This is a genomic window from Bifidobacterium apri (assembly GCF_009299485.1).
Lineage (GTDB): Bacteria > Actinomycetota > Actinomycetes > Actinomycetales > Bifidobacteriaceae > Bifidobacterium > Bifidobacterium apri.
Map to the genome: position 1 here is coordinate 68563 of NZ_WBSO01000004.1, position 23039 is coordinate 91601.

At 59.4% G+C, this 23039-nt stretch carries 17 protein-coding genes; 12 read left to right on the forward strand and 5 right to left on the reverse strand.

Translation table 11 applies throughout. The features are described from left to right. Positions 1-256: 256 nt before the first annotated feature. The 4 genes from DSM100238_RS04120 (at position 257) to DSM100238_RS04135 (ending at position 4053) form a co-directional block, all read left to right on the forward strand. Complete coding sequence (locus DSM100238_RS04120; protein WP_152355443.1) at positions 257-700, forward strand: type IV pilin protein; 444 nt, start codon at positions 257-259, stop codon at positions 698-700. 416 nt (positions 701-1116) lie between these two features. Further along, positions 1117-1560 (forward strand): type IV pilin protein, encoded by a 444-nt coding sequence (locus DSM100238_RS04125; protein WP_152355444.1) that lies wholly within the window; start codon positions 1117-1119, stop codon positions 1558-1560. A gap of 224 nt (positions 1561-1784) precedes the next feature. After that, positions 1785-2288, forward strand: a complete 504-nt coding sequence (locus DSM100238_RS09620) for a prepilin-type N-terminal cleavage/methylation domain-containing protein (RefSeq protein ID WP_152355445.1) — start codon at positions 1785-1787, stop codon at positions 2286-2288. Positions 2289-2577: 289 nt separating this feature from the next. Next, positions 2578-4053 carry an MFS transporter gene (locus DSM100238_RS04135; RefSeq protein ID WP_376831108.1) on the forward strand — a complete coding sequence of 492 codons (1476 nt, stop codon included), beginning with the start codon at positions 2578-2580 and terminating at the stop codon, positions 4051-4053. An 875-nt stretch (positions 4054-4928) separates the two neighbouring features. Here DSM100238_RS04135 and DSM100238_RS04140 read toward each other — a convergent pair. Further along, a complete protein-coding gene (locus DSM100238_RS04140) occupies positions 4929-5144 on the reverse strand; it encodes a hypothetical protein (RefSeq protein WP_167511028.1) in 216 nt (71 codons plus the stop codon). Positions 5145-5529: 385 nt separating this feature from the next. Between DSM100238_RS04140 and DSM100238_RS04145 the strand changes: the two genes are divergently transcribed. The 7 genes from DSM100238_RS04145 to DSM100238_RS04175 all read left to right on the forward strand — a co-directional run bounded on the left by DSM100238_RS04145 (position 5530) and on the right by DSM100238_RS04175 (position 14221). Beyond that, complete coding sequence (locus tag DSM100238_RS04145; RefSeq protein ID WP_152355530.1) at positions 5530-7368, forward strand: FTR1 family iron permease; 1839 nt, start codon at positions 5530-5532, stop codon at positions 7366-7368. Between the two features lie 84 nt (positions 7369-7452). Then, a complete protein-coding gene (locus DSM100238_RS04150; protein ID WP_152355447.1) occupies positions 7453-8094 on the forward strand; it encodes an iron transporter in 642 nt (213 codons plus the stop codon). Between the two features lie 265 nt (positions 8095-8359). Continuing rightward, positions 8360-9628 carry a DUF2318 domain-containing protein gene (locus DSM100238_RS04155; protein WP_152355448.1) on the forward strand — a complete coding sequence of 423 codons (1269 nt, stop codon included), beginning with the start codon at positions 8360-8362 and terminating at the stop codon, positions 9626-9628. Positions 9629-9681: 53 nt separating this feature from the next. After that, complete coding sequence (locus DSM100238_RS04160; protein WP_152355449.1) at positions 9682-10992, forward strand: ABC transporter permease; 1311 nt, start codon at positions 9682-9684, stop codon at positions 10990-10992. A gap of 79 nt (positions 10993-11071) precedes the next feature. Next, positions 11072-12337, forward strand: coding sequence for an ABC transporter permease (locus DSM100238_RS04165; RefSeq protein ID WP_152355450.1), 1266 nt, complete (start codon positions 11072-11074; stop codon positions 12335-12337). A gap of 256 nt (positions 12338-12593) precedes the next feature. After that, positions 12594-13394, forward strand: coding sequence for an ABC transporter ATP-binding protein (locus DSM100238_RS04170; RefSeq protein WP_152355531.1), 801 nt, complete (start codon positions 12594-12596; stop codon positions 13392-13394). Between the two features lie 230 nt (positions 13395-13624). Then, complete coding sequence (locus DSM100238_RS04175; protein WP_376831106.1) at positions 13625-14221, forward strand: FMN-binding protein; 597 nt, start codon at positions 13625-13627, stop codon at positions 14219-14221. A 1427-nt stretch (positions 14222-15648) separates the two neighbouring features. Here DSM100238_RS04175 and DSM100238_RS04180 read toward each other — a convergent pair. From DSM100238_RS04180 to DSM100238_RS04195, 4 genes are all read right to left on the reverse strand, one after another. Further along, entirely contained in the window at positions 15649-16314 is a 666-nt protein-coding gene (locus tag DSM100238_RS04180; protein ID WP_152355452.1) for a TetR/AcrR family transcriptional regulator, read from the reverse strand. 129 nt (positions 16315-16443) lie between these two features. Beyond that, positions 16444-18648, reverse strand: a complete 2205-nt coding sequence (locus DSM100238_RS04185) for a YhgE/Pip domain-containing protein (protein ID WP_167511037.1) — start codon at positions 18646-18648, stop codon at positions 16444-16446. Between the two features lie 5 nt (positions 18649-18653). Continuing rightward, entirely contained in the window at positions 18654-21230 is a 2577-nt protein-coding gene (locus tag DSM100238_RS04190; protein WP_152355454.1) for a YhgE/Pip domain-containing protein, read from the reverse strand. A 538-nt stretch (positions 21231-21768) separates the two neighbouring features. Then, positions 21769-22650, reverse strand: a complete 882-nt coding sequence (locus DSM100238_RS04195; protein WP_152355455.1) for a hypothetical protein — start codon at positions 22648-22650, stop codon at positions 21769-21771. A gap of 143 nt (positions 22651-22793) precedes the next feature. On the opposite strand from DSM100238_RS04195, the gene DSM100238_RS09325 reads away from it, so the two are divergent. Beyond that, positions 22794-23030 (forward strand): hypothetical protein, encoded by a 237-nt coding sequence (locus tag DSM100238_RS09325; RefSeq protein WP_167511029.1) that lies wholly within the window; start codon positions 22794-22796, stop codon positions 23028-23030. Positions 23031-23039 lie beyond the last annotated feature (9 nt).

Consider the following 23039-nt stretch of genomic DNA (forward strand, 5'->3'; position numbering starts at 1 on the left):
CTCAGTAGATGCGATCGTTTGCACGCTGCTGTTGTATGCCGTTGGCAGGCAGGTTGTGTCCCGCCGTGTTGAATGGCGTGTTGGGCGTAAACACGCCGGTAAGGGACGATAAATTGTGAAGATTTTCATTTCGTCAAACGTTTGACATGCGATTTTCGGCGTTGTCGTCGTTGCAATCGTTTACAATGAAGATATTCCAATCCCCCGATGGTGGGGGAATGGAGAAACGAAGAACCTTAGTGCTAAGGAGAGAATTATGAAGAGTGTTCAGAATGCGCTGAACCGTCGTAAGAAGGGCGAGAAGGGCTTCACGCTGGTGGAGCTGCTGGTCGTCGTCATCATCATCGGCATCCTTGCCGCTGTGGCCGTTCCGATTTACCTGAACCAGCGTAAGTCCGCGTGGCGTTCCTCGGTCGAGTCCGATGTGAAGAACGCGTCGCTCGCGCTGGAGACCCTTTCCACCGAGAACAACGGAGCGTTGGACTCTACCTGGGCCAAGACTGACTGCACGAATCCGAACTGCACGGTAGGCTCAGAGACGATTACAGTCTCCAAGGGCAACCATCTCGCGATTACTATTGATGCGACTAATAACACGTACACCATTACTGGTTATAACGAGAATTTGAACAGCGATGGTTCAGGCACCGCAAAGACCACGTACAGTTCTGCCACGGGTTCGCTGTCCAGCCATAACTGAGTAGTCTTATGCTGGGCGGAACGTGTACATTTCGCCGCAAAAGTAAACACCCTTATTGAGAGTTGGTTTTTTGCGAGAGATTCATCGCAGAATCCAATTTCTCATTCAAGGTAATCAATAACCGAAAATATGACTTGGCCTGTGCGCCACATAGCGAGCAGGCCAAGTCATATCATGCAGCACGAGTGCCGAGCGGTAGCGTCGGCATCCGATTCGCTGCCGTTCATAGGCTTTCACGGCTGTAGAAGACACTGCCTCTGCCGTATCGAGGGGCTTCGTCAACAAAATGCCATTGGCAATTCAGCGGGTTTCTAGCTCGTATCGAGCTGGCAATGGGAGTATATTAAGTTATATCTTGAGCTATCCTATGGCGGATTGCCCAAGACAAGAAGAGAAATTGTTCTAAGGAGAGCAAAATGAAGAGTGTTCAGAACGCGCTGAACCGTCGTAAGAAGGGCGAGAAGGGCTTCACCCTGGTGGAGCTGCTCGTCGTGGTCATCATCATCGGCATCCTCGCTGCTGTGGCCGTCCCGATCTACCTGAACCAGCGCAAGTCCGCGTGGCGTTCCTCGGTGCAGTCCGATGTGAAGAACGCATCGCTGGCTATTGAAACTGCTTCAACGAATGCGAATGGGCAGATCAAGAACTTCGCAGACATTACGGATGCTACGACGAAGACGCAAATTATGAATGGCACTACTGCCACCGGCGAAGAATTCACGGTGAGCAAGGACAACCATATCAGCGTTGATTTCAAGAGCGATAACACCTATGAAATCAAGGGTTGGAACACCAACCTTGGCGGAACGGCTAGTAAGCCCGATGTGACTTACAACTCCGCGACCGGTTCTTTGTCCTGACTTTGATACCGCTGGTCCGGCAGCCATGTGAGATACATGTGTGTCGCTGACTAGCACTCCTTATTCCGAGGTTTGGCCCAGCACGTAATATGACGTGCTGGGCCAAACGCCGTTTTGAACGCTGTCGGCGACGATTCATGTATGATGGTAAATAATTCATCGGCTCACCGGTGAGCCGATGAACAGAACCATCAAGCTTTTCGCGTCGCGTGAAGGAGTGAGTCATGAGAAGCGTTCAGACTGCGTTGAACCGTCGTAAGAAGGGCGAGAAAGGCTTCACCCTGGTGGAGCTGCTCGTTGTGGTCATCATCATCGGCATCCTCGCCGCTGTGGCCGTGCCGATCTACCTGAACCAGCGTAAGTCCGCGTGGCGTTCTTCGGTCGAGTCCGATGTGAAGAACGCGTCGCTCGCACTGGAAACCATCGCCGAGGACAGCAACGGAAAGATTGTCATACCTGGCAAAAATGGGTTTACATGCACCCCATCTGGCCACACAATGTGCTATTTCAGCGTGAACACAACCAACGGCAGAGGCACCCTGAATGACTACCCTGATGATAGGGATAATGGTCAAAAAATCGTAGTATCCGAGGGCAACACGTTAAAAATCACGCAAGACGGCACAAACGAATACAAGATTATCGGGTGGAACTCGAACCTCGGCGGAAGTGCCGGTAAGCCGAATGTGACATACAAGTCCTCAGACGGCTCATTGACTACGAACTGAGCCGCGCGGCACATCATCCACATTCAACCGGCAGTAAGCCCCCAGATTTCGGATCACAAGTGGGTCCGCACACCGAACGTGGCGTGCGGACCCACTCGCGTATATCGGGTAGGCGGTATGCGGGTTCCCGTGCACACGGCCTACCCTGCCACGGCTGAGGCTTCTCACCTGCCCATATGCCCATGCCGTCAGCAGCGCACGCGAATGCGCGGTAGACTGCTAGAAGGCCGGCAATGGAGTCCGGCAGAGACACGGAGGCGTTCTCATGGATGAGACACAACGCGCAAGCATGCGCACCACCGCTGAATCAGCGGCACCAGACGTATCAGACGCTACCGTCATGGCGGCGGCAAGCACGCACCAGGCCGCACAACAACAACCCCCGGCAGACACGACTGCACCCGGACCGCAATCCCTACCCGGCTCCAAAATCCGCGCATTCGCCATCGGCCAATTCGGCTGGGCGTTGCTGTCCGGCATCATCTCCAACTGGCTCGTCTACTTCTACCAGCCGGACGCCGAAACCATCCGCCAAGGCCAAACCGTCTTCGTGCCGCAAGGCCTCGCCATTCTCGGCATCGTAACCGTGGTCGGCGGCATCACCGCCTTCGCACGGTTCTTCGACGCGTTCGTCGACCCGGCAGTCGCCAGCCTGTCCGACCGCTGCCGGTCACCGCGCGGCCGCCGCATGCCGTTCCTCCGCTGGGCGGCACTACCGCTCGCCATCATCACCGTGCTCGTATTCTGGAGCCCGATTAACGGCACCAGCTGGCTGAACGCGGCCTTCCTGTTCATCGCCGTCATCGCCTATTACGTGGCGCTCACCTTCTACTGCACGCCATACAACGCGCTCATCGCCGAACTGGGGCATAATTCCAAGCAGCAACTCGCCATCTCCACAGCAATCTCATTCACATGGGTAGCGGGAACCGCACTCGCATACGTGGCGCCGGTCATTTGGGGCGCGTTCGTGCCCGCAATGGGTCGCGTGCCCGCCATACGACTCACCTTCACGCTGATGGCGATCGTCGCGTTCATCTGCATGCTCGTGCCGCCGCTCGCCATCGACGAGAAACGCTACGTGCGTTCGCAGCCGACCAGCGAATCGACCATCGAATCGTTGAAGCAGACCTTCGGTGACGTGCAATTCCGCCGTTTTGTCGGTTCCGACGTGATCTACTGGGTGGCGATTACCACATTCCAGACCGGATTGCCGTTCTTCGTGACCAGCCTGCTGAAACTGCCCGAATCCGTGACCACCGTGTACTTCGTGCTGATGACCGCGGTATCCGTACTGTTCTACATGCCGGTGAACGTGCTCGCCAACCGCGTAGGCAAGAAGCGGCTGCTGTTGGTCGCATTCGTGATATTCACGGTTGCGTTCGCCTTCGCGGGGATGCTCGGTTCCGGCGTCATCAGCGCGATTCCGCCGATGGCGCAGGGCGTGCTGCTGTCGGTGGTCGGCGCGGTGCCGATGGCGGCGTTCGGCATTCTGCCGCAAGCGATCGTCGCGAACATTGCCGATGCCAGTGCCAAAACCACCGGGCAGGACCGTCAAGGCATGTTCTATGCTGCCCGCACCTTCGCCATGAAAATGGGGCAGAGTGTGGCGATGCTGCTGTTCACCGGCGTAAGCACCATCGGTGCGGCTGCCGGGACCGGGTATCGCGTCGCGGCGATCTGCGCGGCGGTGCTGTGCGCGATCGGCGGTGTCATCTTCGCGTTCTACGACGAGCACAAGGTGTTGTCCGTGCTGGAATCGTGAGCGAGGCGTGATGCTGTGATGGTGTGATGGCTGACCGCCCGATCCGCCCGTCGTGCGACTGTGGTGTCGCACGGCGGGCGGTTTCGTAATGGGATTCCGTTGTGGTGGTCGGTATCTGTTCGCCGTGTGACTGGTCGGTCGCATGGCGGGCGGATTGCCTCGGCCGGTTTCCGCCAGCATCCCCGTCAACCACCCACTTTGTGAGCGAATCCTCACACACTGGTACCTGGACGGGCCAAATCGTCGTGTTGGGGTGGTTGTGCTACCCGGTTTGTGAGTGAATCCTCACACGGTGCGTCATCCGTACAGGTCAATCTGTGGGTTCGGGGTATCCGACTACCCGGTTTGTGAGCCGATCCTCACACGATGCGTCATTCGCACCTGTCGGCCTGTGGGTTCCGTGTCTCCGACTACCCGCTTTGTGAGTCAATCCTCACACGGCGGTACTTGGGCCGCCTTGAATGGTCGTGTTGGGTCGGTTGTGCTACCCACTTTGTGAGCCAATCCTCACACACTGGTGCCTGGGCGGGCAGAATCGTCGTGTTGGGGGTGGTTGTACTACCCACTTTGTGAGCCGATCCTCACATGGTGCGTCTTCCGCACGGGTCAATCTGTGGGTTCGGGGTGTTCGACTACCCACTTTGTGAGCCGATCCTCACACACTGGTGCCTGGACGGGCCGAATCGTCGTGTTGGGGTGGTTGTGCTACCCGGTTTGTGAGCCGATTCTCACATGGTGCGTCTTCCGCACGGGTCAATCTGTGGGTTTGGGGTCTCCGACTACCCGGTTTGTGAGCCGATCCTCACACACTGGTACCTGGGCGGGCTGAATCGTCGTGTTGGGGTGGTTGTGCTACCCGGTTTGTGAGTGAATCCTCACACGGTGCGTCCTCCGCGCGGGTCAATCTGTGGTTTCGGGTGTTCGACCACCCACTTTGTGAGTCGATTCTCACACGGTGCGATTTCCTCGGCCATCGCGTCCATATTGTGGACTTCCCGACGCTGAGCGGTCATCGTCAACGCTTGCGACACGCCGATAATCGAGCCTCCTACAGAGCGCAACGAGGCGCTTTCATACCTCAAATCTTTCAAAAAAACAAGACTGTTGACTGAGAATTTTTTCTCTTATACTCATGATTGCTCGTGGCCACAAGCCACGGGATTCATTTCAACACAACCCTTGAAAACACTGGGATAAGTGTATCTTCTGGCGGGTCGCCGACCACGGTGTCCTGTCACGGCCGAACAGCAACCGAGGTGCGGACGAATGCGGATAAACGCAATGACAACGAGCGGCGGCTCAATCAGCGAGTCTTGGCGGCATCACATCGCCGTTGACCCTGCTGATTCCGGGAATGCCCTTGGTGTCAGCAGTACCAGCAGTGCCAGCGGTTCCGCCGTCTCCGGCATCTCCGCCGCTGCCCACGGTGTTGCACCCGCGTCTGTAGCCCGCCGAATCGTCGCACATATCGGCGCGATGCTCGCCATCGTAGCGGTATGCGCCATGATGCTCGCAGCGGCTTTCGCCCCGGCAATCATGCCATCCCGCGCCCATGCCGCCGAAGTCACCTACACCACATGGCAGCAGGTCGCCGACGCCATGGCCGCCCAGCTCAATCAAGGCAAGCAAGCATACGCAGATGGCAATACGGCGGGCGCCTCGTCGGACTTCATGGCTGCCTACAACACCATCTACGTCGGCTCAAACTTCACCACGGTCGTCCATGACACGCTGGGCGCCGACAAGCAGACCAGCCATCAGCAGCAGTTCCAATCCATCGTCGATTTGTCATACACCGCGGGCAATGAATCACAGATCAGCCAGCAGGTGGCGGCGCTCGAATCCGATTTGAACGCATCCGCCGCCACGCTGGACGCGACGACCAGCCTTGACAAGCCGAACGTCTATGCCCAAAAGCTCGCCGCGCAAATCAAAGCCGACCGCAAGAAACTGGACGCCGCAAAGAAAAAGAACAACGGCAAAGGCACGCGCACGTGGAGCGAAGTCGCCAAGGAAATGGGCGATGTGCTCGACAAGGCCGTTGCCGCATACAAGAACGGTGACGGTGCCAAAGGCGCGAGTTACGTGAACGACGCCTACTACCAGTATTACGAGAAGCTTGGCTTCGAGAAGAACGTGATGAACGCGATCAGCGGCAGCCGTGTCTCACAGGTTGAATACCAGTTCAAGGAAAGCCGCCAGGCGATGAACAACGGCGAGTCGTTCAAGCAGACGCAACAGTATGTCACTGACCTCAAAGCCATGCTGGTCGAAGATGCCGCCACGCTGGACGGCGGTGCCGCCGGTAACATTAACCCGTTCACCAAATTCGTCACCAGCGCATTCGGCCAGGCGTTCATCATCCTGCTGCGCGAAGGCTTGGAAGCGATTCTCGTGGTCGCCGCGATCATCGCTTATCTCATCAAATCCGGCAACAAGCCGATGACCCGCTACATTTATATCGGCCTGGTGGCGGGGCTTGCGGCCAGTGGTGTGCTGGCGGCTGTGTTCACCGCCTTGTTCGGCGGGTCCGGTCCGCAGCAGGAAATCACGGAAGGCGTGGTCGCGCTGATTGCCATGCTGATGCTCCTGTACACCAGCAACTGGATGCTGTCGCGCTCCTCGACGCAGGCGTGGAACGAGTACATCAAGACCAAGACGGTCGCCGCGGTGTCCAAGGGCAGCCTGGTATCGCTGGCGATGTTGAGCTTCCTTGCGGTGTTCCGTGAGGGTGCCGAGACGGTGATTTTCTATCAGGCGATTTTCTCGATGGTTTCCGGCGACACGTCCAGCATCTGGTGGGGCGCTGCCTGCGCTGCTGTCGTGCTGGTGATTGTGTTCCTGCTGATTCGCTTCACCTCGGTGAATATGCCGATCAGGCCGTTCTTCCTCGTCACGAGCGTGCTGATGGCCATCTTGGTGGTGATTTTCGCCGGCGGCGGTGTGCACGCGCTGATTGAAGGCGACGCGATCAACGGAACCTACTTGCAGGGCGTGCCGACGAGCGACTGGCTCGGGTTGTACCCGTATGCCGAAACCATTGGCGCGCAGGTGGTTGCCGCGATTGTGGTGGTGGCGCTGATGGTGGTGGCGCTCGTCAAGGATGCGAAGACGCGCCGCCGGCTGGCAGGGGAGTCTGACTTGGCCGGGGCGTCTGCCGCGTCTGGGGAGACTGCTGCGAGCGGAAAGACTGACTTGGCCGAGGAAACAGCGGCATCCGGGGAGGCAGTCCTGCTTGGGGAGCCTGCCGCGAGCCTGCTCGGCAAGACTGACCTGTCCGGCAAACCCGACGCGCCCGGTCAGGCCGCTGATTGAACGTGACGGGGACGCGCAGACCGACCCGCGCACACCCATCCGATTGACTTTCATCCATTCACAACAAGGAATCAGGAGAAACATATGAAGAAGAACAAAGCAATCGCGCTCGTGGCGCTCATGCTGTCCGGAGTCCTCGCGCTCGCCGGGTGCGGCAGTTCGTCCGCGTCCAGCTCATCAAGCGCGAAATCCTCCTCCAGCTCGTCCGCGTCCAGCTCGAGCTCCAGCTCTTCGGACAGCGCGGGTTTTGAAGAAGTCCCGGTCGGCCCGGATCAGGATCAGGAAGTCGGCCCGCTGATGGTCGGCGCCGTCTACTTCCAGCCGGTCGACATGGAACCTTCCGGTATGGGCCTCAAGGCCGCGGATGCGAGCTTCCATCTTGAGGCGGACATTCACGCGAACAAGAAGGGCACCACACTCGGCTACGGCAAGGGCGATTTCATCCCCGATCTGACCGTCAACTACAGCATCATCGACAAGTCCACCAATAAATCCGTGCAATCCGGCACGTTCATGCAGATGAACGCGTCCGACGGCCCCCACTATGGCGCCAATATCAAGCTTGACCAGGCGGGATCGTACAAGCTCAAGCTGTCGATTGAATCCCCGGCGAAGAAGGGCTGGATGCTCCACGTGGACAAGGAGACCGGTGTCACCGGCAGGTTCTGGACGGAACCGATCGAAGTGACGTTCGACAACTGGGATTACACGCCACGCCAGTGGTGACCCGCCGCGCGCTCCGGTTTCCGGCACCGCACGGAACCGGGACGCCACGGTGCACGCCATCCCGGGCAGATTCGGGGTGCGGGCGAACCTGAGTCCTTCCCGCCGTCTCATGGATTACATCCAACCGTGAGACGGCGAGGAAGGTTTTCTCGCGTTCTGGCGCCGCCGCGACACAAGCGGCAAACCGCAGCCAACACAGACACACATACACACATACACACAGAAACACAGAAACACAGACAATCAGAAGCACAGAGAGGCACAGATGCTCAAACAATTCGTAACCGTAATGCCCGGAACACTGCCCGTGGCATTGCTGGTGATGAGCCTGGGCGTGATGCTCGACGTCGGCGAAGGGCGGGACCGACCCGTCAGCGCCACATGGCGACGCTGGGGACTTGCTATCGGCATGGTCGCCGCCGTGATATTCGGCGTCCTGCGCGCGACATCGGTCATCAACCAGCGTTCGGCGGTGAACTTCCCTGTGTTGGTCGTCGCCATCATCGCAGACATCGCAGCCATAGTCGCCGTGACGAACGCTCGGCGGCTCACCGCGAACTGGAAACGCCACCCGGCGCTGCTCAACGCGGCAAACGCCGTAGCCGCCTTGTGCATCGCGCTCAGCGTGTTCTACGCCGTCCCCGACGTGATTCTCCAGCTGACCGTGTTCGTCGAGCCCGGCGAATCGCCGTTCACCTCGGAAATGCTGTTGCGCGCGCTCGGCTTCCTGCTCGGTGTAGGCATGTCGATCATCGTGGCGGCGATCTGCCGGACCATGCGTACCACCGCATTCCGGTCCGCCTTCACCATCGCCGCGACCGCCGTGGTCATCCTCGTCACCATTCAACATCTGACAGCGATTCTGCAAATCGCACAAGGCGGCATGATCATGCTGCACGGCGTGGCGTTCCGAATCCTGGTCTGGCTGATCAACCATGCGTCATGGCTCGTCCAGGCGCAGGCATGGGTGTTCGCCGTGCCGGCATTCGCTTCCATCATCGCCGGCGTGCGTATGCCATTGCAGGGCGCGGATGCAGCGGAAAGCCGCAAACACCGCGCGTTCCGGCGCAAAGCGATCAGCGCCGCCGCGTGGAGCCTGATCGCCATGATCGGCGTGAGCCTCACTCTGACCGTCGGCGTGAACGCAACCACACAAACCGTCACGCTGTCCCCGCCGGAAAACTACTCCCTGAAGCACGGCGTGGCGACGATCACATTCGCGCAAGTGTCCGACGGGCATCTCCACCGCTTCCAGTACAAGGCGAAAGACGGCACGGTGATGCGCTTCATCATCATCAAGAAGAATGGCGGCGCCTACGGCATAGGCCTTGACGCGTGCGACAACTGCGGTGATGCCGGATACTACGAGAAAGACGGCAAAATCATCTGCAAGAAATGCGATGTCGCCATCAATCTCGCCACCATCGGGTTCAAAGGCGGCTGCAACCCGGTGCCATTGCCGTACAAGGCAGGCAACGGGAAAATCACCATCCAGACCGCGGATCTTGACGCGCTCAGCGCCCACTTCCAGTAAGACCGTCCAGTAAGACAGCTCAGTAAGTTCACCCAGTAAGCACAGGAGATTCCATGTTCTTTCTGACAATGGTGTACCGCTCCTTCAGCCGACAGCTACGCAAACGGCTGCTCATCGCGCTGACCGTAGGCCTATCCGCCGCGGTATCCGTCGCCATGCTCGGCGTCGTCTTCGACGTCGGCGACAAACTCACCGCCGAACTGACCACCTACGGTTCGAACATCATCGTGCAACCCAAATCCAACGCCGTCGTCTCCGATCTGTACAGCACCGGAACCGGCTCCGACAGCGGCAACAGCGGAGCGGCAACCAGCCAGGATCCGACCGCGTTCCTCAAAGAATCCGATGCGAAAAACATCAAAACGATTTTCTGGGCATACAACATCACCAATTTCGCGCCGGAACTGACCATCCACGCCAGTGTGGACGGCACTGATATTCCGCTCGTAGGCACCTGGTTCAACAAAACCCTGCATCTGGCCTCAGGCGAGACGACAGTCGTCGGTGTTGAAGGAGGCATGCGGTCATGGTGGAAAACCAGCGGCAGATGGCCCAAAGACGGCGCTTCAGAAGGCATGATCGGGGCGAGCGCCGCCAAAACACTCGGCGTACACACCGGTGACCGCATCACACTGAGCAAAGCTGGACGTACGCAGACCATCACCATCGTCGGACAATACACGTCAGGCGACGGTGACGACAACGCCATCTACACGCCGACGGCCGTGACCCAGATGCTCGCCGGGCTGACCGACAGCATCAACAAAATCGAAGTGAAAGCGCTCACCACGCCAGACAACGATCTGGCACGTAAAGCCGCGAAAAACCCCGCGGCGCTCAGCCAAGACGAATGGGAGACCTGGTATTGCACCGCATACCCGAGCTCCATCGCCTACCAGATAGAGGAAGTGCTGCCTGGCGCGGTCGCCAAGCAAGTGCGGCAGGTCGCCGCGCTGCAAGGCAACGTGCTCAACAAGACGCAAGCGGTGATGATGCTGATGACCGCACTCACCTTGGTCGCCGCCGCCGTGGCGGTCGCGAATCTGATGGCCGCCTCGATGGCCGAACGGTCCAGCGAATTGGCGCTGCTGAAAGCCATCGGCGCAACTGACGGCAGAGTGTCACGGCTCATGCTGGCGGAAACGGCGTCCGTATCACTGGTGGGCGCGCTCGCCGGCGGCATCGTCGGCTCAGGGCTCGCGCAAGTCATCGGGCACGTGGTGTTCGGCTCAGGCATCACCATGCGGCCGATGGTGTATCTGCTGGTGTTCGTGCTGCTGGCGGTCGTGGTGTGCGTCGCCTCGCTGTCATCCATCCGATCCATCCTGAGCGTCCACCCCGCGGAGGTGCTGCATGGCCGGTAAACCAAACGATCCGGGTAACCGTAAGCAGGGGAACCGTAAGCGACAGAAAGAATCAGTGGTGTCGAACAAACCAAGCACAATGACCAATACGAAAATGTTCCTCGTGATGCTGTGGGGCGCGATATTCCGCCGCCGCGGCAGAGCCGTCATGGCGGTCGTGGCGTCCCTGGTCGGGGCGGCGACGTTGTTCTGCCTGGCGGCGACATGCATCGCCGTACCGCAGCAGATGAACGAGGAAATGCGCTCATACGGCGCGAACCTGATTGTAACGCCAATCGAAAGCGGTGACGGGAAAACCGGAATCAGCACGGCGATGGTCAACCATACGACCGATATGGTGCGAGCCAAAGGGGAGGCGACCTACGCGACGTATCGCTATGAAAACGTTCGCGTGAATGCTGCGCCTTACGTGCTGGCGGGCGTGCACACTGCCCAAGTGCGGGCTTTGAACCATCATTGGAATGTGGATGGAGCTTGGCCGAGCGCCGGTAACGTGATGGTCGGGCGTGATGTCGCCGATGCGATGGGGCTGACTGTCGGTTCGCGCATCACCATTGGGTATCGCGCGTCGGACAATACCGGGACGACGGCAGCCGGGGCGGATTCGACCAGTGGAACGGATTCCGATTCCGCTTCCGGGGCGGATTCAACCGGCGGTTCCGGGGATTCCGGCGCCTCAGCGGGCGGCTCTGGGGACATCCTCGACACCAGCGGCACCGAATTCCGCGTCTGCGGCATCGTCGATACGGGCGGCTCCGAAGATGAGATCATCTATGCGCTCGCCTCGGATGTCGACAAACTCGCCGGAGGCACGCGCGGCGTTGACGTCATCGAATACTCGTCGGGGGCAGCGGATGTGTCGCAGGTCGTGCAAAGCATCAACGATATGACCTCGATGCATGTGCAAGCGCAGCAAGTCACCAAAATCACGTCATCCGACACGCGTATCATCACCATGCTGCGCACCCTGTTCTGGATGGTGTCGGTCGTCGTGCTCGCCTTGACACTGGTCGGCGTGTCCACGACCATTTCATCCATCGTTGCCCAGCGGCGCAACGAAATCGGCCTGCGCAAGGCTCTCGGCGCATCCTCGGGGAGCATTGGTGTCGAATTTTATGTGGAATCGGGCTTATACGGCCTGGTCGGCGGATTGCTGGGCACGGCGGTCGGCTATCTGCTCGCGCGACTGCTGACATCCACCGTGTTCGGCAGAACGCTTGGATTTGATTGGCCGCTGGCGGTCGGGTCGGTGCTGTTAAGCGTGATAGTGGCGGTGTTGGCATCCGTGCCGCCGGTGCGTCGCGCCTCGCGGATTGATCCGGCAGTCGTGCTGAGAGAGGAATGACATGACCGGAATGAACGCTGAAGCGGACGAAAAAGCGAACCCGAGAGCGTACCCAAGAGCGAACGAAGGCGCAGCAATGAAATCAAAAGGACATGACACAGATCGGGAAGTGACTATGAATACCACACCAACGGGATCAACGGAATCGGCGGGACTGGCGGGCTCGGCGGGTATCGCGCAACCAGCTGGACCGCGTGACGCGATTGCGGCGGCAGACCGGCATGAGCTTCGTGAGCCTCGCGGCAATGACGGCGGCATGCTGCTGGAACTTGACCACATTTCCAAGATTTACGGGGACTTGCATGCCGTGGACGATTTGAGCCTCACCGTGCCGCAAGGCGAGTGGCTGGCGATTGTCGGCTCGTCGGGGTCGGGCAAAACCACGCTGATGAACATTATCGGCTGCATGGACACGCCGACCAAGGGGTCGGTCAAGCTTGAGGGGAGGCGGCTTGATGATCTCAACGCGAGCCAGCTCGCCGATGTGCGCAAGAACGTGATTGGGCTTGTCTTCCAGAAGTTTTACCTCGTGCCGCATTTGACCGCGGTAGAGAACGTGATGGTCGCGCAATACTACCATTCCGTGGTCGATGAGCGGCAGGCGCTCGAAGCGCTCGACAAAGTCGGTCTCAAAGACCGCGCTCACCATCTGCCCGGTCAACTGTCAGGCGGCGAACAGCAGCGCGTGTGCATCGCGAGGGCGCTTATCAACTGCCCGAAGCTGATTCTCGCGGACGAACCGACCGGCAATCTTGACGAGAAGAACGAACACATCGTACTGGATTTGTTCCGAGAACTGCACGAGCAGGGCACCACGATCATTGTGGTGACGCATGACGCGCTGGTCGCTTCCTGCGCACAGCGCGAAATCATGCTAAACCACGGCGTGCTGGTCGGAGAGAAATGGAACAGCGAGGGCGCTCGCGCACAATATGAGGCGATGGGCGGGCGCCCCGCGTCCACCGGAGCTGAAGTGGAAGGCGCGCAGCATGGCGACCTGCCGGTTGATTTCGACGACCCGACCAAGGCGGCCAAAACCGGAGGTGATGAACGATGACCGAAGAATCCCAGGCGCCGGGCTGGGCTGGCGGCGAATGCGAAGCAGGTGCCGGCGCGCATGATACCGACCGTGGTGGCGGGCGTGACAACCCCTGCCGGAGTGCGGCTGGGCTGTGTGCTGCCGGGCTGTGCGCCGACCATGCGGACGATGCGGACCATACCGACCATGCAGACGGGACGGACGCAGGCCGAAGCAGGCGGGACGCTGCTGGCAGCGCTGCAGTGAACGTGACTCGAGGTGGTCGTCGCACACTGGCGATTGCCGCGGTCGGACTGGTCGCGGCGACAACCCTGCTCGGCGGCTGCGGCAGCTCGGAAGCGATTCCGATGAATGACGAATACGCGGGCAACTCCGGCGAATCGAGCGCGGCGCCAGACAGCTCCAGTTCCGCGGATGCTTCGGGGTCTTCGGATGGCTCATCGGCTTCGGCGGATGCCTCCGGTTCATCCGGATGGTCGTCGTTATCCGCCGGTTCGGCTTCCCCATCGGCGTCCTCGTCGTCGGCGGCCACAGACAGCAAGGATTCCGGCGACTATCGTAATGGCACGTACAGTGTCAACAGCAAGTACGGGCCGGTCAACGAGGATTCGATCGACGTGAAGGTCACCGTCAAAGACCAGAAAATCACGGATGTCGAGGTCACCGGACACCCGTTCACGTCGATTTCCCAAAAGCATCAGGATGCCTTCGCCAAGGCGATTCCCGGTGTCGTGGTCGGCAAGAAGCTCAAGGGGCTGGATGTGGATACGGTCGCCGGGGCAAGCTGGACGACCGAAGCCTTCAACAAAGCGCTCGAAACCGCCCGGGAGCAAGCCTCGCAGTGACAGACGGGTGTTGCGGGCGGGCCACGGGGTCATTGGCCGGGCTGCCTGCTGCGGGAACAAACCTGGTAGCGGCTGACGGGTGTTGCGGGTGGGTCCGTGGCTGGCGGCGCTGGAGCTTGCGGGGCTGGTGGCTGGTAGCCGGGGCTGAGGTTAGTCAGGAGCGGTCGGCGACGCGCCGGTTGTGGCAGGCGTTGACAAGAGCGCGGTTGCGTGTATTCGGATGGGCAAGATGTGAGGAACCGGTCTGTCCCCCGTCGTGTGAGGATTGGCTCACAAACCGGGTGGTTGTGCGGCGAAAATCTGCTGTTTTTGTGGTGCGTGTACCCGGTTTGTGAGGATTCGCTCACACAGTGGGTGTCGGATGCCCGGAATCAGCAGGGCTGGCAGGTGCGGATGCTGTGTTGTGTGAGGATTGGCTCACACAGTGACGGATTGATGGTCGGAATCGGCTGGTTTGGAGGTGCCGAGGTGTCATCGTGTGAGGATTCGCTCACACGGTCACGGTCTGGTGGTCGGAATCGGCCCGCTTGTTGGTCCGAAGGCGTCATTGTGTAAGGATTCGCTCGCACGGAGACGGTCGGTGTTGCCCGTGAACCGAACGGCTGGGATCTGAGTGGGAGTCAGCGGGACGCGCCCTGGGTGCTGGCGCCTATCGGCATCGGTATCTCGCTTATCTGTAGTACATCCCGAGACGCATCTGCGCTATCTGTGTTCGTCGTCGCCCGATACCGCGAGTACGATCCGCGGAATATCGACGGTCGTACTCCTGGTATCGGTCCGCGGCGAACACAAATAAGCGAGATACCTTCTGGCAGGTACTACAGATAACGCAGATACCAACAATCCCAAGCGCGGTCTTCGCTGTCCGCATCGGCGCCCATCGTGATGCCGTCCGCGTTGCCCGTCATCCGCTTCGCAGTGCTGAGTCCGTCGTCATCGCGGCAACAATAAGTCTCCAGAAAACCGCGGAATTTCGGACGACACGCCGGAGTGTCTCTGATGCTGTCGGATTGTCCCGTAGATATCTGTGGCGGCGCTAACAACCAGCTGATTGCTTGGCGTCGCCGTGGCAAACCTGAGCGTTTGCGCCGGTTGTGGTGGTCTGTTGTCGTGTTCCGGGTTGGGAGCTATGCGACTTCGGGTTGTCTGGCCGGGTATCCGATTGCTGTGTGACTGACGGGTTGCACCGCAACCGGATACCCGGTTTCGCGCTCGCGATATGTCGCCTATCTGCCTGTTGTGGGAGCGGATTGTCGCACGATGGTGGGATTGGCGGCGGATGCAGCTGTTTTCTGTGTGGTATCGGCTTGTTGTGCGACTGCGCTGTCGCGTTCTAGGCGGATAGCCTGACCGCAGCCGCCCGTATTCTCACGTCGTCGCCGGCCCTGTCTGACCAGTCCCCTCCGCGCCGCTGCTTACGCCGCCGCCTATGCCGCAATCATCGGCCACAGCAGATCGGTCATCTTCCCCGCCCACGACGTGGCCGTCTCATCGGTCAACGCCTGGCTCGCCATCATCGATCCGACAATCGTGGCGAAAATAAAGCTCAAATCGAGACCATTGCGGAACACGCCCGCCTGTTGGCCGCGGTCGAAGAATTCGGTGAACCGCTGCTTGATCGGCCGGATCACTTGCTGGACAATCTGCTCGAAGTACCCGTTATTCGCTGACAGCACCACGCCGACAGCCTTCAGACCGATTTCCTCGTCAAATCGGGTGGTTGCCGCTTCAAGCAGTTGTTGCAGGTTCTTCCGACTCGGCGCAAGGTTGACGGGATTCGCATCAGAATCGGTGTCGGTCCATTCCATGGCGTGCAAGCGGCGCAGCATGTCATTCGTGTTCCGATAGCGGCGGTAAATCGTGGTTTTCGCGACGCCACTGCGCCTGGCGACCTCTTCGATGGTCACCGCCCCGACACCCTGTGTCGCCGCAATCTGCAGAATCGCCTGCTGGATTTTCCGGTCGGTTTCCTCACGTCGCCGGTTATCGCGTCGCGCGCGCGATTGCGCTGACAACGGCAACGCGAGCGTGGCATGTTCCAGACCCGACAGGGTGCTGCTGTCCCTGTCGTCATGCTTGTCTTCGATAACCATAAGGAACCTTCTTGTCTCTCTTCTCTCTTGTAGCTCTTGGTAGTCATTGCGGCTGTGGCTTCTTCTCTCGTGAAGCCGAACCCGCTCTCGTAGCCTGTTGCGCCTGCAGCGTCTGCTGCGCCCGCCGCGTCACTGGATCACATTCGTCGCCTCAAGCGTGTGCGCATACCAGCGGTTGAAGCGCATCACCGGTTTGCGGATCACCAATCCCACAAGCAGCGCCGGAATGATGAACAACGCCAACTTGCCCATCGCAATCCAATAGTCGTTGTTGTAGATGCCGGCGATTGCCGCTCGCATCGCCATAATCGAATGCGTCGCGGGAAGGAACGGGCTGATCCACGTGATGAAATCAGGCAGTACTTGCAACGGATAGCCTCCGCCTGATCCTGAGATTTGCATTGCCAGCATGATCACGCCAATTGCCTTGCCGACGTTGTAGAAGCTCACCACCATCGCATACATGAAGAACGAGTAGACCAATGAACTGAGCCACCCGCTGAACATGAACAGCAGCGGATGCTCAGCGTGCACGCGCAGAAACAGCAGCGTACCGCCACATGAGAACGTGCTTTGCAAGAACGCAAGCACAGCGAACACCCCGTAATGCCCGAAGAACAGGACCCGAGGTTTCGGATCGCCCAGCTCCTTGCGGATCCGCGCCGACACCTGCGTTTTCAGAGTCACCGCCATGAGCAGTGCGCCAACCCACAGGGGCAGGAAGGTATAGAACGGCGTGAGGCCGGTGCCGAAGGTCTCCACGGGGAACAGCGCTTTGCGGCTGAGCTTCACCGGCGCCGCAAGCGATGTGGCGAGCGTTTCCGGGTTGTTGCCGAGCACACTGCGGACTTCGCTCATATCGCCGCTATTGAGCGCCTGCGCCAGCTTGCTGTTCAGCTCGTTCAGCTTGGTGCTGTTCTTGTTGAGAAGCTGCGCGGTGGATGTCAGCACGCTGCGCATGTTGGATAGCGCCTTGCTTGCTGTTTTTGACGTGGAATCAAGATCACCGAGCGTGGTATCCAAGGTGTCGGACCCGCTGGCGAGCGTGGACGTCACACTGGAGATCGAATCGCTGATTGCTGTGATTTGCGGCTTGATTTCCTTGTCGTAACTGGTTTTCAAGCCGCTGATGGATTGCTTCGCCTGCTTGGCTAGCGAACTGATTTCGTTGCGCTGCTGCTCGGCATCGGCTTTGCCGGTATCGATGGCGGTGGCCGCGGCGTTGATGGCATCACGGACCCGGGTTTGCGCGCTGATTGCCGCATCCAGCTGTTTGACGATGTTGTCTCGTGCCGTGACGAGTCGATCATGTACTGCGGTGTCGGATGTGTCGGGCACGGTGATGCCGGCGATGCTGTCTTTGAGCGCTCGGAAGTCCGTGATCTGCTGATCGACAATGCCCGCCTGCCGTTTCAGACTGGATGATGCGTCCGATGCTCCCGTCCCCGCGTTATCGAGTGTGGAGCCAATGGAATCGGCGACGGCTTGATAGCTTGAACTTGAGTTGGTGAACGCCGTGGTCATGGCTTTCGACGCGGTGGTCAGCGCGCTGGTGATATCGGTGGCGCCCTGTTTGGTGTCTTTGAGCGAGCTGCTTGCGCTGTTCGCGCTCGCTGACACGCTGTCCACCAGTTGGTCCGAGCTGGAAATCAGGGATTGGGCGGTGTCGGTGAGCCCGGCGAAGGTGTTGAGCATGGATGCCGCGTCGCCCAGCTGTGTTGCCATGTCTCCCACGTTCGCGTTGAATGCGTCGAGCAGTTTCGACGCCTGGTCGGTGCTGAGCTCATTGGACAGGTCGCCGGCGATGCTCAACGCGACTGTGGCGATGGTCTGCGCGAACGTCTGGTTGACTTGCGCGGCTACCTGGTCGGCGCCCTGCCCGGTGATTTTCGGTGCTACGGCGTTGATTTTCTCGTTCGTGTAGTAGGTGAGTTTCGCATGCTGCACGTCGTCGGAGAAGAACGTCATCATGTCTTTGCTGAAGCTGGCGGGAATGACGACGGCGGCATAGTATTTCCCGGATTTTGCCCCGTCGATCGCGTCTTCCTTGTCGGTGATGGTCCAGTCGAGCTGATCGTTGGCGCGCAACGCGTTGACGACGCTGTCGCCGACGGTGACTTTCACTGGAATCAGGCTGCTTTTGTAGCCCTTGTCGGTGTTCGCGACGGCGATTTTCAACTGATTGAGGTTGCCGAACGGATCCCATGCTGCGGCGACGTTGAACCAGGTGAACAGGCCGGGGATGACGACAAGCCCGATTACGATGATGACCGAGACGACATTGCTGAACATACGCCGCATGTCGCCGGTAAACAGTTTCCATGCCGTTTTCACTGTTGTCATGCGGAATGCCTTCCTAGACGGCTCGGACGGTTGTCTTGTTCGTCGAGCAGAATCTGCTGGATCGCGCTTTCGTCAAGGTTGCCGAGGCGTGTCTGCCGCTCGATGTTGTCTTTGATGAGCTCGATGGCCATAAGGAACCCCATGATGAGCAGAATCCAAATCAGCCAGATAACCATGGCGTTGACTTTGCTACTCGGCGTGAGAATGGACAGTACGACGGCGAGAATCACTGGCACGACTATGCCCATGATGAGTGCTGCGCGTTTGAGCTTCGGGTAGAGCAGGGTGAAGCGGGCCGCCCGGCGTTCGATGCGCTCGCGGTACTCGTCCCGGCCGGAAAGCGCTCGGATGACTTGCGTCAAGCCGTATGTGCGGCCGGGCATTTCCATCTTCTCGCTGACGACCATGTCGCCTTCCTCGAGTTCACGAGTGAACAGACGGTTCAAGTTGGCGGTTTTCGGACGCAGCCAGAGGCCGAGGATGAAGAACGCGACGGCGAAGATCATGAGTTTGCCGATGTCGTCAAGCCATTGGCCGTCATAGAAGCCGGCGATGCATTCGCGCAGCGCGCCGATTGCATAGGTGAACGGGAACAGTTGGTACACCTTGCGGAAGAAGCTCGGCATCATTTCGATGGGGTACAGGCCGGTTCCGCCCGGAATCTGCACCATCACCAAAGCGATGGCTATGCCTTTGCCGATGTGGAGGAACGTGGTGGCCAGCGCGTAGATGATGCTGTGGTAGACGAGCGCGACGATGATACCGGTGCCTACGAAGGCGAACGGATTGACCGCCTGCACGCCGAGCAGCATTTCGCCGACTGTTGTGCTGATGCCCTGCCCGGCCGCGATAATCGCGAGAAGCAGCCATCGACCCCAGTAACGTTCGCCTGGCGTCACGTTGTCGATGCCGTCGTCGTCGGCCTCGGTGCGCAGGATGACGGTGAGCGCGAAAGCTCCCACCCACAGTGCCAGAGCGGTGAACAGGGGCGCCATGGCTGAGCCGTATGAATTCACCGGGTAGAGGGTTTTCGTGGAGAGCACGGTGGGGGAGAGCATGAACTCGGAGATTTTCTTGGCGTCGAGTTTCCCGTTTTCCCCGAGGATGTTGCTCAGCGCGTTTGATGTGCTCAATGCGGTCAGATCCGTGGCGAGGGTGTCTACTTTGCTTTGCACGCGGTCGAGACTGTTGCCGGCGCTGCTGATGGCGCTGCGTGTGCTGGCCGCGGACTGATCCAGCTGGTCGAGCACGGTGTTGACTTGTGTGATCAGTGAGTCCTGCCCGGTGACCAAGGCGCTGAGCGTCGCGCTGGTCGAGGCGAGGCTGCTCAGCCCGCTGTTGAGTTGCGGCATAGCCTTGGTGTTGATGGTGTTGCGAGCCTCATCGGTTGATTTGAGTGTGTTTTGCGTGGCGGTGTTCAACGATTGCGATGCGGCAGTGCCCGCGGTTACGGTGTTGTTGATATCACGGTTCAAGGCGTTCAGATCATTGATGGAGCCTTGCAGATTGTCGTTCTGCTGTTGGAGGCGTTTGAGCGCCGCAGTGCTGGCGTCGGTGGCGACACCGGCGTTGCTCAGATCGGTGTTCAGCTCGGTGAGTTCAGTGATGATGGTGGCGTTCGTATCGCTGACGTTTTGGGTGGCGTCGAGCGCGGTTTGGACTGAACCGTTGGCTTTGGCCAGTGCCGTGCCGAGCGCGGCGACGGTGAGGCTGGTCTCCGAGCTGGCTTGTGAGAGCAGGCTGGAGCCGGTGTCGAGTGCGGTTGAGGATTCCGCGGCGAAGGCGTTGATGCCGGTTTGAGCGGTTTTCAGTAGTTGCGAGGTGCCGGCCAGCCCGTTGCCCGCCTGTGTTGCCAGTTGGGTGGCGGTGTTCAAGGATGCGCGTGATGCCGCCGTTTTTGCGGGCACTTGCGCGAGTGTTGTGTCAAGGTCGGTCATGATCTGGCGGATGGTCGCCAGATTGGTGGACGTGGTTCTGAGGTCTTTGGCTGCGCTGCCACCCGCGGCGGATGCTTGGTCGTCGATAGTGTCGGCGGTTTTGTTGACGATGTTGACAATCGCTTTGCTTGCTGTGGACACGAAATTGCTGTTGATCTGCTGATCAAGCGTGTTGGCGCCGGTATCGGTGACTTTGGTGGCCACGGAGTTGGCTTTTTCGTTGACGTAGTAGCTGAGTTCGGGCCGGTCGCCGCTGCCGGTGACTACGTTGACGAGGGAATCGCTGAAATCGGAGGGGATGATGATCGCCGCATAGCAGCGTTCGGATTCGACGCTTTTCAAGGCGTCGCTTTCGCTCATGAAGGTCCAGCCGATTTGCTTGTTCTTCTTCAGCTCGGCCACGACCTGTTTGCCTGCGTTCAGGTTACCGGTAAGCGTGCTGGTGGTGCCTTTGTCTTTGTTGGCGACGGCGACTTTGATACCGTTGGTGTTGTTGTACGGGTTCCAGAAGCCGCGCACGTTGAACCACGCGTACATCGGCGGAATGAGGCACAGGCCGAATGCAATCACCCAAGCGGTGGGGGCCTTGATCCAGCGCAGAAGATCGCGGTGCAGGATTTTCAACGCATTCCTCATATGGCGGCCCCTTACTCGTTTGACGTGCATATCTCAATGGTAAAAGCGATACGCGACACGTAGCGCTACGAGATAAGTAGCGTAACGGCGGGTGTGGAAGAGTTCGCTGCCGGATTGACGCTTCTGCGCGTGTCGTCTCGGTGTGTCTAGATATGCTGCGTCCGGTTCCGTCAGGGACGGTTCGCCTCGGGGTGGCTTTGATGTGCGTGGATATGTTGTGGGTCGTTGGTTGGGATTGCGTGTTTCAGCCGGTTTTCTGCTCTGGTGTTGGCCACTGGTCTCTGATGTTTTCTATTGGTTCATTGGTGTTGTCGGTTTTGGTGTTGTTGGTTCTTTGACTCTATTGCCCATCGGTTCTACTGCCTCTGCTGGTTTCTTGTTGCGTGGACTGATTCGCAGATCGGGCCTCGAGATCGGTTCGGTCCACCGGCGGCGGGTGCGGGCCGCGTATGAGTCGTAATACCGTCAGAGTCGGCGGCTGCAGGGTATACCGCAGTCGCCGACTCTGACGGTATTACGGCTGCATTTCGCCAGCGGTTCACATGCTGCCGGTGTCGTTGAAGATGCCGTTCGTGCCGAGACCGAGGCCGCTTTCATCGCTTGACGAGCTTGAGCTGTCGTTTCCGGATCCATTGCCTGAGCTTGATCCCGACCCGTTTGAGCTGCCCGGCATCATGCGGCCGTATCCGTATGGTTGCACGGTCTGCTGCTGGCGGCTGGGCGTGGTCGCACGCACAATGAATCCGCCCGCGACGCCGCCGAGGAGCCCGCAAATCAGTGCCGCCGCAGCGGCGAACACGATGGTACCGGTGTTGAGGCTGGCGAAGAACGCGCGAATTTTCGACGGTTTCTTCGGTTTCTTCTGATTGCCCACAGGTACTGGTACCGGTGCCGGGTATGCTCCGGGAGCCCCATACGGTGACTGGTATTGCGGCTGTTGCGGGTAAGGCTGTTGCGGGTAAGCTTGGGGCGCATACCCGTACGGTGACGCTTGCGGTGGAATCTGCGCCGCGCCCGCGCCGGTTGCTCGACCTGTGTCGTTTGCCGGGGCCGTACCGGCTGGACCTGCCTGTCCGGGTTCCTGCGCTGTGGTTTCAGCGCCTGCTTGCTGCGTTTCGCCGCGATGCGTGGCGGCCCAGTTCCAAGAAACGCCGTCGATGTTCGGCGCTTCCACGGTGTCGCCGTTCGCTGCGGTGCCACTGCTCGCTGTGGCGTCGTCGCCGGTCGCCTTGCCGCCGACTGCCTCGCCTACGGGTGTATTCGCGATGGATGCCTTGTTGGCAGTGGCTTTTCCGTCCGTCGCGGGTGTCTTGGCGTCGGCATTTTGCTGCGTCTGCAGTGTGTCCTGAATCTGCTGCGTCGCCTGCGCATCTTGGCTCCGCTTGCTTTGCGGGTTCTGCGCCTGTTGATCTGCACTCATAGTTGCTCCCTTCAATATCGATTCGCTGTCCTCGCTGTGCCGCGGTATGTGCGGCTTATCGTGGACCGCCGAGCCATGTCGCCCGGTTTTCTTATTGATTTCAGCTAACCTCATCAACCCTTGGGCTCACTGCCAATCCGCATATGGGCATCCAAAAAGTCATGTATGGCGGTCTGTCAAAATCATGGAGGAAACCTGAAAGCGCGGGATTGCCAGTGCTGGCGGCTCACTGGGCGAAACCGGTTGTCGCACCGACGCAAACTGTCTACTCTGGGGGCGTTGCCAGCGAAACCGGTTTGTGGGGTGATGCAATATTTCGAGAGATGTTAGGAACAAAGTCTGAAAATCTCGCGGTGATGTCTGTTTCGGCAAGATATTGAGAATTCCAC

Excerpts from the sequence above, each read along its gene's own strand:
- DSM100238_RS04120 (WP_152355443.1), top strand. The coding sequence starts at position 257 with ATGAAGAGTGTTCAGAATGCGCTGAACCGTCGTAAGAAGGGCGAGAAG.
- DSM100238_RS04125 (WP_152355444.1), top strand. The coding sequence starts at position 1,117 with ATGAAGAGTGTTCAGAACGCGCTGAACCGTCGTAAGAAGGGCGAGAAG.
- DSM100238_RS09620 (WP_152355445.1), top strand. The coding sequence starts at position 1,785 with ATGAGAAGCGTTCAGACTGCGTTGAACCGTCGTAAGAAGGGCGAGAAA.
- DSM100238_RS04135 (WP_376831108.1), top strand. The coding sequence starts at position 2,578 with ATGCGCACCACCGCTGAATCAGCGGCACCAGACGTATCAGACGCTACC.
- DSM100238_RS04145 (WP_152355530.1), top strand. The coding sequence starts at position 5,530 with ATGCTCGCCATCGTAGCGGTATGCGCCATGATGCTCGCAGCGGCTTTC.
- DSM100238_RS04150 (WP_152355447.1), top strand. The coding sequence starts at position 7,453 with ATGAAGAAGAACAAAGCAATCGCGCTCGTGGCGCTCATGCTGTCCGGA.
- DSM100238_RS04155 (WP_152355448.1), top strand. The coding sequence starts at position 8,360 with ATGCTCAAACAATTCGTAACCGTAATGCCCGGAACACTGCCCGTGGCA.
- DSM100238_RS04160 (WP_152355449.1), top strand. The coding sequence starts at position 9,682 with ATGTTCTTTCTGACAATGGTGTACCGCTCCTTCAGCCGACAGCTACGC.
- DSM100238_RS04165 (WP_152355450.1), top strand. The coding sequence starts at position 11,072 with ATGACCAATACGAAAATGTTCCTCGTGATGCTGTGGGGCGCGATATTC.
- DSM100238_RS04170 (WP_152355531.1), top strand. The coding sequence starts at position 12,594 with ATGCTGCTGGAACTTGACCACATTTCCAAGATTTACGGGGACTTGCAT.
- DSM100238_RS04180 (WP_152355452.1), bottom strand. The coding sequence starts at position 16,314 with ATGGTTATCGAAGACAAGCATGACGACAGGGACAGCAGCACCCTGTCG.
- DSM100238_RS04190 (WP_152355454.1), bottom strand. The coding sequence starts at position 21,230 with ATGAGGAATGCGTTGAAAATCCTGCACCGCGATCTTCTGCGCTGGATC.
- DSM100238_RS04195 (WP_152355455.1), bottom strand. The coding sequence starts at position 22,650 with ATGAGTGCAGATCAACAGGCGCAGAACCCGCAAAGCAAGCGGAGCCAA.
- DSM100238_RS09325 (WP_167511029.1), top strand. The coding sequence starts at position 22,794 with ATGGGCATCCAAAAAGTCATGTATGGCGGTCTGTCAAAATCATGGAGG.